General features: G+C 71.7%; 12 protein-coding genes. 8 read left to right on the forward strand and 4 right to left on the reverse strand.

What is annotated here, in order from left to right; translation table 11 throughout:
* Positions 1–5: 5 nt before the first annotated feature.
* Positions 6–431 (reverse strand): OsmC family protein, encoded by a 426-nt coding sequence (locus ACZ45Z_RS05910; protein ID WP_468356696.1) that lies wholly within the window; start codon positions 429–431, stop codon positions 6–8.
* 295 nt (positions 432–726) lie between these two features.
* Here ACZ45Z_RS05910 and ACZ45Z_RS05915 point away from each other — a divergent pair, with 295 nt between their 5' ends.
* Positions 727–1,083, forward strand: coding sequence for a histidine triad nucleotide-binding protein (locus ACZ45Z_RS05915; RefSeq protein ID WP_468356699.1), 357 nt, complete (start codon positions 727–729; stop codon positions 1,081–1,083).
* A 10-nt stretch (positions 1,084–1,093) separates the two neighbouring features.
* On the forward strand, positions 1,094–1,999 hold the full coding sequence (locus ACZ45Z_RS05920) for a ribonuclease Z (RefSeq protein WP_468356702.1): 906 nt from the start codon (positions 1,094–1,096) through the stop codon (positions 1,997–1,999).
* A gap of 58 nt (positions 2,000–2,057) precedes the next feature.
* Here ACZ45Z_RS05920 and ACZ45Z_RS05925 read toward each other — a convergent pair whose 3' ends face one another.
* Complete coding sequence (locus tag ACZ45Z_RS05925) at positions 2,058–2,849, reverse strand: HAD family acid phosphatase (protein ID WP_468356705.1); 792 nt, start codon at positions 2,847–2,849, stop codon at positions 2,058–2,060.
* A 253-nt stretch (positions 2,850–3,102) separates the two neighbouring features.
* Here ACZ45Z_RS05925 and ACZ45Z_RS05930 point away from each other — a divergent pair, with 253 nt between their 5' ends.
* Both ACZ45Z_RS05930 and ACZ45Z_RS05935 read left to right on the forward strand, forming a co-directional pair.
* A complete protein-coding gene (locus tag ACZ45Z_RS05930; RefSeq protein ID WP_468356708.1) occupies positions 3,103–4,188 on the forward strand; it encodes an S-(hydroxymethyl)mycothiol dehydrogenase in 1,086 nt (361 codons plus the stop codon).
* The gene (locus tag ACZ45Z_RS05935) at positions 4,188–4,817 is read left to right on the forward strand and encodes an MBL fold metallo-hydrolase (protein WP_468356711.1); all 630 of its coding nucleotides are present in this window, start codon (positions 4,188–4,190) and stop codon (positions 4,815–4,817) included. Before ACZ45Z_RS05930 ends, ACZ45Z_RS05935 begins: the two co-directional genes overlap by 1 nt.
* Before the next feature lie 23 nt (positions 4,818–4,840).
* Here ACZ45Z_RS05935 and ACZ45Z_RS05940 read toward each other — a convergent pair whose 3' ends face one another.
* Positions 4,841–6,181 (reverse strand): family 4 glycosyl hydrolase, encoded by a 1,341-nt coding sequence (locus ACZ45Z_RS05940; RefSeq protein WP_468356714.1) that lies wholly within the window; start codon positions 6,179–6,181, stop codon positions 4,841–4,843.
* Between the two features lie 123 nt (positions 6,182–6,304).
* Here ACZ45Z_RS05940 and ACZ45Z_RS05945 point away from each other — a divergent pair, with 123 nt between their 5' ends.
* The 4 genes from ACZ45Z_RS05945 to ACZ45Z_RS05960 all read left to right on the forward strand — a co-directional run bounded on the left by ACZ45Z_RS05945 (position 6,305) and on the right by ACZ45Z_RS05960 (position 11,499).
* Positions 6,305–7,405, forward strand: a complete 1,101-nt coding sequence (locus ACZ45Z_RS05945) for a carbohydrate kinase family protein (RefSeq protein WP_468357381.1) — start codon at positions 6,305–6,307, stop codon at positions 7,403–7,405.
* 179 nt (positions 7,406–7,584) lie between these two features.
* Complete coding sequence (locus ACZ45Z_RS05950) at positions 7,585–9,606, forward strand: PhoH family protein (RefSeq protein ID WP_468356717.1); 2,022 nt, start codon at positions 7,585–7,587, stop codon at positions 9,604–9,606.
* An 11-nt stretch (positions 9,607–9,617) separates the two neighbouring features.
* Entirely contained in the window at positions 9,618–10,115 is a 498-nt protein-coding gene (gene ybeY, locus ACZ45Z_RS05955; protein ID WP_468356720.1) for an rRNA maturation RNase YbeY, read from the forward strand.
* Positions 10,116–10,128: 13 nt separating this feature from the next.
* Positions 10,129–11,499 carry a hemolysin family protein gene (locus ACZ45Z_RS05960; protein ID WP_468356723.1) on the forward strand — a complete coding sequence of 457 codons (1,371 nt, stop codon included), beginning with the start codon at positions 10,129–10,131 and terminating at the stop codon, positions 11,497–11,499.
* 98 nt (positions 11,500–11,597) lie between these two features.
* Here the strand turns inward: ACZ45Z_RS05960 and ACZ45Z_RS05965 are convergent, their stop codons facing one another.
* Positions 11,598–12,995, reverse strand: a complete 1,398-nt coding sequence (locus ACZ45Z_RS05965) for an MFS transporter (protein WP_468357384.1) — start codon at positions 12,993–12,995, stop codon at positions 11,598–11,600.
* Between the last annotated feature and the right edge of the window lie 35 nt (positions 12,996–13,030).

Genomic DNA, 13,030 nt, shown 5'->3' on the forward strand with positions numbered 1-13,030 from the left:
CGGGATCAGACCAGCTCGGCCTGGAGCCGGATGTCCTTGACGGCCAGTGCCTGGCTGACCGGGCAGTTGGCCTTGGCGTCCGCCGCGGCCTCCTGGAACTCCTCTTCCGACAGGCCCGGCACGCTGGCCCTGACGGTCAGGACGATGCGGGTGATGCCCTCGCCCGGCTGGAAGGTGACATCGGCCTGGGTGTCGAGCGAGGCGACGGTGTAGCCCTTGCCCGCCAGGCCGTGCGAGAAGGCCATGGAGTAGCAGGAGGAGTGGGCGGCCGCGATGAGTTCCTCGGGGCTGGTGACGCCGTTCGGCTCCTGCGTCCGGGCCGGCCAGCTCACGTCGTACGTGCCGATCTTGGAGGACTCCAGGGCGACGGTGCCCTTGCCCTCGAGGAGGTTGCCTTCCCAGTGGGTCTTGGCGGTGCGCGTGGTTGCCATGGTGCATAACTCCCGGTTGTGGGGCGAACAGGCGGTCTGCGGGCCCAGCTTAGGGCCTGGCGCGAGACCGACGCCGCCGCCGCGGCCCCGCCGTCGTCCCGCCGCGGTCCGCCCCCCGGGGGACGGTCGCTGCGCTGCCGGGTGGGGGCGGCCCGGTAGCATCCGAGGCCGTACGCGTGGTGCGTACGGTGCAGGTGTGCGCCGCGACGCGATACGTGCCGCGGCCCGCCCAGCAGTTCGAAACGGCCGGCCGCCGCGCCGCGGTGGCGGCCGAAGATTCGGGAGGAGCCCACCGGTGGCGGGAGAACCGCAGGCCGACTGCCTGTTCTGCAAGATCGTGGCGGGGGAGGTGCCGGCGGACATCGTCCGGGAGACCGAGACCACCGTCGCCTTCCGCGACATCAATCCCCAGGCCCCGACGCACGTCCTGGTGATCCCCAAGGTCCACTACGCCAACGCCCTGGAACTGGCCGCGGCGGAGCCGGAGATCGCCGGTGTGGTGCTGCGCGAGGCGGGCGTGGTGGCGGCCGAGGAGAAGGTCGACTCGACCGGCTACCGCATCGTCTTCAACACCGGCCCCGGCGCCGGACAGACCGTCTTCCACGCGCACGCGCACGTGCTGGGCGGCCGCGACCTCCAGCGCCTGGTCTGACGGGGTCGACTTGTCCGTACGCGAACTGGTCGTCCTCGGCACCGCGAGCCAGGTGCCCACCCGCCACCGCAACCACAACGGCTATCTGCTGCGGTGGGACGGGCACGGGCTGCTCTTCGACCCCGGAGAGGGCACGCAGCGTCAGATGCTGCGGGCCGGGGTCGCCGCGCACGACCTGAACCGGATCTGTGTCACCCACTTCCACGGCGACCATTCGCTGGGGGTGGCCGGGGTGATCCAGCGGATCAACCTCGACCGGGTGCCGCATCCGGTGACCGCCCATTACCCGGCGAGCGGGCGGCATTTCTTCGAGCGGCTGCGCTATTCCACCGCGTACCGCGAGACGGTCCTGCTGGCGGAGCGGCCGATCGCCGCCGACGGCGTGCTGGAGCGCTCGGCGTCGTACGTGCTGGAGGCGCGCAAACTCTCGCATCCGGTCGAGGCCTACGGCTACCGCCTGGTGGAGCCGGACGCCCGGCGGATGCTGCCCGACCGGCTGGCGGCGCACGGAATCACCGGCCCCGACGTCGGCCGACTCCAGCGCCTCGGCGAGCTGAACGGCGTCACCCTGGACGAGGTGAGCGAGGTCCGCCGCGGCCAGCGGTTCGCGTTCGTCATGGACACCCGGCTGTGCGCGGGGGTGCACGCGCTCGCCGAGGACGCGGACATGCTCGTGATCGAGTCGACGTTCCTGGACGAGGACGTCCGGCTGGCCGAGGACCACGGCCATCTGACGGCCGGCCAGGCCGCGGCAGTGGCGCGCGAGGCGGGCGTACGGCATCTGGTGCTGACGCACTTCTCGCAGCGCTACTCCGACCCCGGGGAGTTCGAGAAGCAGGCACGCGCGGCGGGGTTCACCGGGGAACTGACCATCGCCCGGGACCTGATGCGCGTGCCGCTCCCCAAAAGGCGCTGATCCGCGAGGCGCTGAGCCACGAGAGGCTCAGCGCCCGCCCGGGCGCCGGCGCGGGTGACTACGGCAGGTAGTACATCGGGTTGGGCATCTTGAAGGTGCGGTCCGCGTAGCCGCCGCGCAGGTCGGAGTGCTGGTCGCCGAAGTTGGCCACGATGTCGTAGCCGAGCGACTCGATGTGCTTGCGGGTGCCGGACTTGAACTCGACGGTCGTGCAGGTCGCGCCGCAGGGCAGGTAGGCGGGCGGGTTCTTCTTGTCCTTGAGGTACACGTGCGTGCGGTCCAGCGGCACGTCGTATCCGACGTTCTTGAGGTTGCGCGTGCTCCAGTCGCGCTGCGCCTCCTTGCGACCGGTGACGAAGAAGACCTCCGCGCCCTTGGCGTGGGCCCGCTTGACCAGCTCGTTCATGCCGAAGACCGGGTCCATGTCGGTGCCGGAGAGGTAGGCGTCCTGTGCCTTCTCGCTGAAGGCGAAGCCCACCTGGAGCTCGAAGTTGTAGGTGAGCAGGGTGGTGTCGTCCATGTCGAGGACGATGGCGGGCTTCTTGTGCCCGCCCTGCTTGCTCAGGACCTGGTCGAGGTAGCGCTCGGCCTTGGCCTCTATGCCGTGGACCTGCCGGGCGTAGTTGCTGTCGGGCGAGGCGTAGTGCTGCCCGTCGGCCGTCACCGTGTCGCCGTAGTACGCCTTGATCTTGTCCTGCACCTGGGTGAGGTTGGGTATTTCCTTGTCGGTGCGGGGCACGGAGTGTTCGGCGGTGGCCTGGCCGGCGCCGAACGCGGCGGTACCGGCGACGAGGGCGGTGACCACCGCGGCGCCGAGGCGGGCACGGCGGGAGAGGGCGGGGACGGGCATGCGCGGCTCCTTCGGAGAGAGCTCCGGACCCGGGCGGATCCGGACCCAGGTAGGTCTAACAGAGGCTCATTTCGGTATCTACGCGCGGAGATTCAATGATTGGTAAAGGCTGGCGGGAGGGAGGGCCGGGGCGGCCTCCCGAGGCGTCGGCCCTGCTCCTGTGCGCCGTCGCCGGGCGCGCGTACGGTATGGCACGGCTCAGTGGCCGTGTGCCACCGTGGTCCCGTATCTGATCTTCGAGAGGGGCTGTCCCATGGCACAGGAAGTGCGCGGCGTCATCGCGCCCGGGAAGAACGAACCGGTCCGGCTGGAGACGATCCTCGTGCCGGACCCGGGGCCCGGCGAGGCCGTGGTGAAGATCCAGGCGTGCGGGGTGTGCCACACCGATCTGCACTACAAGCAGGGCGGCATCAGCGACGACTTCCCCTTCCTGCTCGGGCACGAGGCGTCCGGCGTGGTGGAGTCCGTCGGACCGGACGTCGGCGAGATCGCGCCCGGGGACTTCGTCATCCTCAACTGGCGTGCGGTGTGTGGGCGCTGCCGGGCCTGCCTGCGCGGCCGCTCCCAGTACTGCTTCGACACGCACAACGCCCGGCAGAAGATGACGCTGGCGGACGGCACGGAGCTGAGTCCGGCGCTCGGCATCGGCGCGTTCGCCGACAAGACGCTGGTCGCCGCCGGCCAGTGCACCAAGGTCGACCCGGAGGTCTCCCCGGCCGTCGCCGGGCTGCTGGGCTGCGGGGTGATGGCGGGCATCGGCGCCGCGATCAACACCGGCGGCGTCGGCCGCGGCGACTCCGTCGCGGTCATCGGCTGCGGCGGGGTGGGCGACGCGGCCGTGGTGGGCGCGCGGCTGGCCGGCGCCGCGAAGATCATCGCCGTCGACATCGACGACCGGAAGCTGACGACCGCCCGCTCCATGGGCGCCACCCACACCGTCAACTCCCGTGCCACCGACCCCGTCGCGGCGATCCGCGAGCTGACCGGCGGGTTCGGCGCGGACGTCGTCATCGACGCGGTCGGCCGCCCCGAGACCTACCGCCAGGCGTTCTACGCGCGGGACCTGGCCGGCACCGTCGTCCTGGTGGGCGTGCCCACCCCGGAGATGACCCTGGAACTTCCCCTCCTGGACGTCTTCGGCCGCGGCGGCGCCCTGAAGTCCTCCTGGTACGGCGACTGCCTGCCCTCGCGCGACTTCCCCATGCTCATCGACCTGCACCAGCAGGGCCGGATCGACCTCGGCGCGTTCGTCACCGAGACCATCGGCATCGACGGCGTGGAGCGGGCCTTCGAGCGGATGCACGCGGGCGACGTCCTGCGCTCGGTGGTGACGCTCTGATGGCGGCCCGCATCGACCACCTCGTCACCTCCGGCACCTTCTCCCTCGACGGCGGCACCTGGGACGTCGACAACAACGTCTGGATCGTCGGCGACGACGACGAGGCGCTCGTCATCGACGCCGCGCACGACGCCGACGCGATCCTGCACGCGCTCGGCGGCCGCACCCTGCGCGCGATCGTCTGCACCCACGCGCACAACGACCACATCGACGCGGCCCCCGCGCTGGCCGCCCGTACCGGCGCCCGCATCCACCTGCACCCCGACGACCTGCCGTTGTGGCACCGGACCCACCCCGGCAGCGCACCGGACGCGGCGCTGGCGGACGGCCAGGTGCTGACCATCGCCGGTATCGACCTGACCGTGCTGCACACCCCCGGCCACGCACCCGGCGCCGTCTGCCTCCTCGCGCCGGGCCTGGGCACCGTCTTCACCGGCGACACGCTCTTCAAGGGCGGGCCCGGTGCCACCGGCCGGTCCTTCTCCGACTTCCCGACGATCATCGCCTCGATCCGGGACCGGCTGCTGACCCTGCCGCCCGGAACGGAGGTACGCACCGGGCACGGCGACACCACCACGATCGGTGCCGAGGCGCCGCACCTGGAGAAATGGCTGGACCGGGGCCACTGAAACACCCGGCCCCCGCCACCGGCTCAGCTCTGCCCGGCCGCCCGCTCCAGGATGCGGGCGGCCACCGCCGGGGAGTCCACCAGCGGATGCAGGGCCAGCGCCCGCAGCGCCGCCTCCCGGTCCTTGAACATCGCGGCCTCCACCGTCGCCCGCTCCACCGCCTTGACCTGCAACATCAACCCCAACTGGTCCTCACGCAGCGGAGCGCAGGGCAGCGGCCGGGCACCCTGGGACCCCACCTCGCACACCGTCTCCACGATCGCCTCCGGCGCCAGTTGCGGCACCGTCGTCCCGTTGCGGACATTGAGGATCAGCCGGGTGCCGCGATCGCCCGCGATGGCGTGCATCACCGCCAGCGCCACCCGGTCGTAACCGCCGCCCTCCAGGTCGTGACTGTCGCGCTCCCAGCCGCCGCTGGCCTCGCGACTGTGCGCCATGTACGTCTCCTCGCGCTCCAGCCGGGTCCGCTCCCACAGCGCGTACGCCGCGGCCGGTCCGCCGGCCGTCGCGGCCCGCTCGAAGAAGCCGCCCTGCTGCTGGTCGAGGAACTCGCCCCGGGTCTCGCGGGTGTCCAGCACGGAGTGCAGCGTCTCGCGGCGGAAGTAGTAGTAGTGCAGATACTCGTTCGGCAGCGCGCCCAGGGTGCGCAGCCAGTCGGCGCCGAAGAGCCGGCCCTCCTCGAAGGAGCCCAGCGCGACCCCGTCGGCCAGCAGCCCGGGCAGCAGCTCGGTGCCGTCCACGCTCAGCGACCGCAGCCAGCCCAGGTGGTTGAGCCCCACATAGTCGTACGCGATCCGGTCCCGGTCCTCGAAGGCCGCCGGGTCCGCGCCCGCCGCGCGCGCCGCCCGGCGCACCAGCCCCACCGGGGAGTCGCAGATCCCGATCACCCGGTCGCCCAGCACCTGGGACATCGCCTCGGTCACCATGCCCGCCGGGTTGGTGAAGTTGATGACCCACGCCCCCGGTGCGACGGCCGCCACCCGCTCGGCGATGTGCAACGCCACCGGGATCGTCCGCAGGCCGTAGAGCACGCCCCCGGCACCCACCGTCTCCTGGCCGATCACGCCCTCGGCCAACGGGATCCGCTCGTCGTGGACGCGGCCGGCGGTACCGCCCACCCGGATCGCGGAGAAGACGAAGTCGGCGCCGGCCAGCGCGTCGTCCAGGCGGTCCGCGACCCGTACGGCCACCGGCGCGCCGCGGCCCCCCGCCAGGTGCGCCAGCACGTCGGCCATCACCGCGACCCGGCGCGGATCGGTGTCGTGCAGGACCACCTCGGACACGGAGCGTGCCGGGTCGTCCAGCAGCGCGCGGTAGACCAGCGGCACCCGGAAACCGCCACCGCCGAGAATCGTGAGCCTCATGTGGCGGAACGTACCGCAGCATCAGGCACACTGGCGGCACGCGCCGGAACGAGAGGAGCGAGCACGGTGAACAGTGGCCGACGTGATGTCCGCGATGCCCCACCGCCCGCCGGTTCCGGCGCCGTGCCGCACGATTTCGATCCGCTGGCCGCGGTGCGCGCCGACGACGATCCCGGCACCGACGTCTACCTCACCGGCACGGTCTTCCTGGACATCGTCTTCACCGGCCTGGACTCCGCGCCCGTCCGCGGCACCGAGTCCTGGGCCCGCGGCATGGGCTCCAGCCCCGGCGGCGTCGCCAACATGGCCACCGCGCTGGCCCGGCTCGGCCTGCGCACCTCTCTGGCCGCCGCGTTCGGCGACGACATGTACGGCGAATACTGCTGGGAGGCCCTCGCCCAGGGCGAGGGCATCGACCTGGCCCTCTCCCGCACGGTCCCCGGCTGGCACTCCCCGGTCACCGTCTCCATGGCCTACGAGGGCGAGCGCACGATGGTCTCCCACGGTCATGAGGCGCCGCCGCCCGAGTCCGCCTTCGACGGCAAGCACGCGCCGGGCTGCCCGCCCCCCTCCCGCGCCTGCGTCGCCTCGCTCGTACCCGGCCGGCGGGAGGGCTGGCTGGGCTGCGCGGCGAGCCGCGGCAGCCGCATCTTCGCGGACGTGGGCTGGGACGAATCCGGCCGCTGGGACCCCGCCGACCTCGCCGACCTCGAACACTGCGAGGCGTTCCTGCCCAACGCCGAGGAAGCGATGCGCTACACCCGCACGAGCTGCCCGCGCGCCGCCGCCCGCAAGCTCGCCGAACGGGTCCCGCTCGCCGTGGTCACCATGGGTGCCGAGGGTGCCTACGCCGTCGACGGGCGGACCGGGGAGAGCGCCGAGGTGCCCGCCATCGCCGTCGAGGCGCTGGACCCCACCGGTGCGGGCGACGTCTTCGTCGCCGGTTTCGTCACCGGCACCCTCGCCGACTGGCCGCTCGCCGACCGGCTGGCCTTCGCCGGCCTCAGCGCCGCCCTGTCGGTGCAGGAGTTCGGCGGCTCGCTCTCCGCGCCGGGCTGGGCGGAGATCGCCGCCTGGTGGCAGCGGGTACGGACGTGTGAAGCGGGCGCGCCGGCCGTGCTGCGCCGCCAGTACGCCTTCCTCGACACCGTCCTGCCCGCCGGCTACCGGCTCGCCCCCCTGGCCCGCGCCGTCCCGACGATCGGCTTCCGCCGCCCGGCCTGAGCCCGCTGGCCCCGGGCCGCCCGCGCGCCGCCGCCCGTACCCGAAATCCCTTCGGGCTTGTCGGTGCACCGTCGTACTCTTGATATCCGAGGAGTCGGTCTTCCGGCGCCTTGAGGAGCCGAGTTCCCGGCAGTCATCTGAGCAAAGGATGGGAGTTGAGCAGGCCCCCGAGCCGGCCCATGACTCAGACACCCCCGCAACCGCAGGCGAGCGCCCAGTTCACCGTCCCGGCCAAGCACCCGATGGTCATGGTCCTGGGTTCGGGAGACTCGCTCCTGCGCGTGATCGAGAAGGCCTTCCCGGCGACCGACATCCACGTCCGGGGCAACGAGGTCAGCGCTGTCGGCGACGCCCGCGAGGTCGCCCTCATCCAGCGCCTGTTCGCCGAAATGATGTTGGTGCTCCGCACCGGACAACCGATGACGGAGGACGCGGTGGAACGCTCCATCTCCATGCTGCGCACGACCGAGGAAGACGGCGAGGGCCCCATCGGCGAAACGCCCGCCGAGGTGCTCACCCAGAACATCCTCTCCAACCGCGGCCGCACCATCCGCCCCAAGACGCTCAACCAGAAGCGCTACGTCGACGCCATCGACCAGCACACCGTCGTCTTCGGCATCGGCCCGGCGGGCACCGGCAAGACGTATCTGGCGATGGCCAAGGCCGTCCAGGCCCTCCAGGCCAAGCAGGTCAACCGCATCATCCTGACCCGCCCCGCCGTCGAGGCCGGCGAGCGCCTGGGCTTCCTGCCCGGCACGCTCTACGAAAAGATCGACCCGTATCTGCGCCCCCTCTACGACGCGCTGCACGACATGCTCGACCCCGACTCCATCCCGCGCCTGATGGCCGCGGGCACGATCGAGGTGGCGCCGCTGGCGTACATGCGGGGCCGCGCCCAACCGACCTTCACGAACGTCCTGACACCGGACGGCTGGCGCCCGATCGGGGACCTCCGGGTGGGCGACCTCGTCATGGGGTCCAACGGCGAGCCGACACCGGTACTCGGCGTCTACCCGCAGGGCGAGAAGGACATCTACCGCGTCACGGCCCAGGACGGTTCCTGGACCCTGTGCTGCGGCGAGCACCTTTGGACGGTCCGTACGGCGTCGGACAAGCATCGCGACGAACCCTGGCGGGTCCTGGAAACCAAGGACATGATCGGCGGGCTCCGCGCCGCGCACGCACGCCGGTACGAACTGCCGCTGCTCACCGCTCCGGCCGGCTTCCCCGAGCGCGAGGTCCCCATGGACCCGTATGCCCTCGGGCTGCTGCTCGGCGACGGATGCCTCACCGGCTCCACCACCCCCTCGTTCTCCAGCGAGGACCCCGAGCTCGCCGAGGCCCTGGAATCCGCGTTGCCGGGTGTCGGGGTGCGCGCGACGGGAGGACCGGATGACGTCCCGAACCGCGTGAAGGCGCCGGGTGACGTGGTCACGCTGGAAAACCCGGTCACCCGCGTCCTTCGCCAGTTGGACCTGTTGGGCAGCCCGCACACCAGGTTCGTGCCTCACGCGTATCTGCAGAACTCCGCCGACGTCCGGCTCGCGCTGCTCCAGGGCCTTCTGGATTCCGACGGCGACCCCGTCGCCCAAGCCGACCGCACCTGCCGGGTCCAGTACACGACCACGTCGATCCCGCTGCGGGACGATGTCGTCTCGCTGGTGCAGTCCCTCGGCGGAGTCGCGTACCGGCGCGACGCGCATGTCGTCGACATCCGGCTTCCCGAGGGCATCGAACCGTTCCGGCTCGCCCGCAAACGGGAGAAGTACCTCGCGGCCGGGGGCGGCGGACGTCCGATGCGTTTCGTCGACAGCATCGAGCCCGCGGGCAGGGAGGAGTGCGTCTGCATCCAGGTGGCCGCCGAGGACTCGTTGTACGTCACCCAGGACTACCTGCTCACGCACAACACCCTCAACGACGCGTTCATCATTCTCGACGAGGCGCAGAACACCAATCCCGAGCAGATGAAGATGTTCCTCACCCGCCTCGGCTTCGAATCGAAGATCGTCATCACCGGTGATGTCACCCAGGTCGACCTGCCCGGCGGCACCAAGAGCGGCCTGCGTCAGGTCCGGGACATCCTCGAAGGCGTGGACGATGTGCACTTCTCGCTGCTGACCAGCCAGGATGTCGTCCGGCACAAGCTCGTGGGCCGTATCGTCGACGCGTACGAGAAGTACGACAGCCTCAACGGAAAGTAAGAACCCCCTCCATGTCGATCGACGTCAACAACGAGTCCGGTACGGACATCGACGAGCAGGCCGTCCTGGACGTCGCCCGCTACGCCCTCGCCCGGATGCGCATCCACCCGCTCTCCGAGCTGTCCGTGATCGTCGTGGACGCCGAGGCCATGGAACAGCTCCACATGCAGTGGATGGACCTTCCCGGCCCAACCGATGTCATGTCCTTCCCGATGGACGAACTGCGTCCGCCGGCCAAGGACGACGAGGAGCCCCCGCAGGGGCTCCTCGGTGACATCGTGCTCTGCCCCGAGGTCGCCAAGAAGCAGGGCGAGGAAGCGCCGACCGGGCACTCCATGGACGAGGAGCTCCAGCTACTGACCGTCCACGGCGTCCTGCACCTCCTGGGCTACGACCACGAGGAGCCGGACGAGAAGGCCGAGATGTTCGGCCTCCAGGCGGCGATCATCGACGGCTGGCGCGCCGAGAAGGGCCTGACCGGCCCCTCGCCCGCCCCCACCGTGAGCTGACCCGGCCGCCCCGATGACCACCCAGTTGATCGCGGTCGCGGTCCTCCTCGTCGTGATCGCCTGGCTCGCCGCCTGCGCCGAGGCCGGCCTGTCCCGTACGACGATCTTCCGCGCCGAGGAGGCCGTCCGGTCCGGCCGCCGCGGCAGTGCCAAGCTCGCCGCCGTCGCCGCCGACCCCACCCGCTACCTCAACGTCGCCCTGCTGGTGCGGGTCGGCTGCGAGATGGCCGCGGGCGTCCTGGTCACCTACGCCTGCCTGCGCTCCTTCGAGGAGATCTGGCAGGCGCTGACCGTCGCCATCGGCGTGATGGTGCTGGTCTCCTACGTCGCCGTCGGCGTCTCGCCGCGCACCATCGGCCGCCAGCACCCGCTCAACACCGCGACCGCCGCCGCGTACGTCCTGCTGCCGCTGGACCGCGTCATGGGCCCCGTCCCGCAGTTGCTGATCCTCCTCGGCAACGCCCTCACCCCCGGCAAGGGCTTCCGCAAGGGCCCCTTCGCGTCCGAGGCGGAGCTGCGCTCGATGGTCGACCTCGCGGAGAAGGAGTCGCTGATCGAGGACGAGGAGCGCCGGATGGTGCACTCCGTCTTCCAGCTCGGCGACACCCTCGTGCGCGAGGTGATGGTGCCGCGCACGGACCTGGTGGCCGTCGAGCGCTACAAGACCATCCGCCAGGCGCTCACCCTCGCGCTGCGCTCCGGCTTCTCCCGCATCCCGGTGACCGGCGAGAACGAGGACGACATCGTCGGCGTGGTCTACCTCAAGGACCTGGCCCGCAAGGTGCACATCAACCGGGACGCCGAAACGGAGCTGGTCTCCTCGGCGATGCGCCCGGCGGTGTTCGTACCGGACACCAAGAACGCCGGGGATCTGCTGCGCGAGATGCAGCAGGACCGCAATCACGTCGCGGTGGTCATCGACGAGTACGGCGGCACGGCCGGCATCGTCACCATCGAGGACATCCTGGAGGAGATCGTCGGGGAGATCACCGACGAGTACGACCGCGAGCTGCCGCCGGTCCAGGATCTGGGGGACGGCCGCTACCGCGTCACCGCCCGCCTGGACATCGGCGACCTCGGCGAGCTGTACGGCCTCGCCGAGCTGGACGACGAGGACGTCGAGACCGTCGGCGGTCTGCTCGCCAAGCTCCTGGGCCGCGTCCCGATCGCCGGCGCCACCGCCGAGGTGGATCTCTCCGACGACGCGTCGCCCGGCTTCACCGGCGGCAACCCCACCGACCCGGGGCTGAAGGGGCTGCGGTTGACCGCCGAGTCCCCGGCCGGCCGCCGCAACAAGATCATCACGGTCCTGTGCGAGCCGGTCCGCGCCACGGACGGCGCGGACGGGCCGGACGGGTCGCGGGCGAGGACGCTGGGGGCCTGAGGGGCCTGAGGGGCCTGAGGGGCCTGAGGGGCCTGAGGGGGCTGAGGGGGTGCCGGGGCGGGCCGTGAGGGTTTCCGCCCGCTCAAGCGCCCGTACGCTCAGCGGCCCGCCGTCGTACGGACCCGGCTCAGTCCGAAGGCGACCAGGACCGCGACCGCCGCGACCAGGGCGGCGTCGACGCCGAGGCCGAGCTTGATGCCGCCGAGGGTCGCCTCCGCGAAGCCCGTACCGCCCTCGCGCAGCGCGGCGATGTGCGCCGAGGCCACCGCGCTCAGCAGCGGGATGCCGATGGTGATGCCCACCTGCTGGGAGCTGCTGACCAGGCCGGTCGCCAGTCCCTGCTCGTGGTCCGGCACGCCGGAGGTCGCCGTCACGCCGTACGCGATGATCGCCCAGAGGTGGCCGAGGCTGCCGAACGTCACGCCGGTCAGGGCCAGCCACAGGCCCGAGCCGGTGCCCAGCCCCAGCAGCGTGGCGGTGAATCCGGCCTGGATCAGCAGCCCCAGGAGCAGGGTGCGGCGGGCGCCGAGGCGGCCGATGACCTTCGGGGCGACGATGCCCGCGCCGGCCGAGACGACGCCCTGCACGCCGAAGACCAGACCGGTCTGGAAGGCGGAGAGCCGCAGCACTTCCTGGAGGTAGAGGGTGAGCAGGAAGATGACCGTGCTCATCATCGAGAAGGTGGTCAGGCCCGCGAGGTTGCCCCATGCGACGGTACGGCGGCGCAGCATCGGCAGCGACACCAGCGGTTGGGCGGCCCGGGACTCCACGACGACGAACGCGGCCAGCAGGAGCAGGCCCGCGCTCAGCGTCACGAGGACGTCCGGGTGGCCGAAGCCCCGCTCGGCGGCGGTCGACAGGGCGTAGATCACCGACAGCAGGCCGCCGGTGACGGTGACCGCGCCGGGTACGTCGATCCGCGGCCGCTGGGGGTTGCGGGACTCCACCAGCAGCGCCGGCGCGGCGGCCAGCACGGCCACCCCGGCCAGGCTCAGCAGGCCCATCGTCGAGCGCCAGCCCAGGACGTCGGTCATCACCCCGCCCAGCACCATGCCGATGGTGAAGCCCATCGACATCAGCGTGCCGCTGATGCCCAGCGCGCGTTCGCGCTGCGGGCCCTCGGCGAAGGTCGTCGTCAGCAGGGACATACCGGTGGGCACGATGACCGCCGCGCCCAGGCCCTGCAACGCCCGCCCGGCGAGGAAGGCGGCCGGCGACCAGGCCAGCGCGGCCAGTACGGAGGCCGCGGTGAACAGCGCGAGCCCGATGAGGAACAGCTTGCGCCGGCCGAAGAGATCGGCGATCCGGCCGAACAGCAGCAGGAAGCCGCCCGAGGGCAGTGCGAACGCGGTGACCGCCCACTGGAGATCGGCCTGGTCCATGCCCAGGTCCCTGCCGAGCACGGGCAGCGCCACGTTCAGGATGGAGAAGTCCAGCGCGATGACGAACTGCGCCGCGCACAGGAGCAGGAGGACCAGTTTGGCGCGAGTGGTCATCCGCGCGGCGGCGGGCGGGGCGGTGGACGGGGCGC

It is taken from the genome of Streptomyces sp. NPDC031210, from assembly GCF_055570395.1.

What these genes read in the sequence shown, in the direction of transcription:
- ACZ45Z_RS05925 (WP_468356705.1), bottom strand. Translation starts at nt 2,849, where the DNA reads ATGCCCGTCCCCGCCCTCTCCCGCCGTGCCCGCCTCGGCGCCGCGGTG.
- ACZ45Z_RS05935 (WP_468356711.1), top strand. Translation starts at nt 4,188, where the DNA reads ATGGCGGCCCGCATCGACCACCTCGTCACCTCCGGCACCTTCTCCCTC.
- ACZ45Z_RS05960 (WP_468356723.1), top strand. Translation starts at nt 10,129, where the DNA reads ATGACCACCCAGTTGATCGCGGTCGCGGTCCTCCTCGTCGTGATCGCC.
- ACZ45Z_RS05910 (WP_468356696.1), bottom strand. Translation starts at nt 431, where the DNA reads ATGGCAACCACGCGCACCGCCAAGACCCACTGGGAAGGCAACCTCCTC.
- ACZ45Z_RS05940 (WP_468356714.1), bottom strand. Translation starts at nt 6,181, where the DNA reads ATGAGGCTCACGATTCTCGGCGGTGGCGGTTTCCGGGTGCCGCTGGTC.
- ACZ45Z_RS05950 (WP_468356717.1), top strand. Translation starts at nt 7,585, where the DNA reads ATGACTCAGACACCCCCGCAACCGCAGGCGAGCGCCCAGTTCACCGTC.
- ybeY (WP_468356720.1), top strand. Translation starts at nt 9,618, where the DNA reads ATGTCGATCGACGTCAACAACGAGTCCGGTACGGACATCGACGAGCAG.
- ACZ45Z_RS05965 (WP_468357384.1), bottom strand. Translation starts at nt 12,995, where the DNA reads ATGACCACTCGCGCCAAACTGGTCCTCCTGCTCCTGTGCGCGGCGCAG.
- ACZ45Z_RS05930 (WP_468356708.1), top strand. Translation starts at nt 3,103, where the DNA reads ATGGCACAGGAAGTGCGCGGCGTCATCGCGCCCGGGAAGAACGAACCG.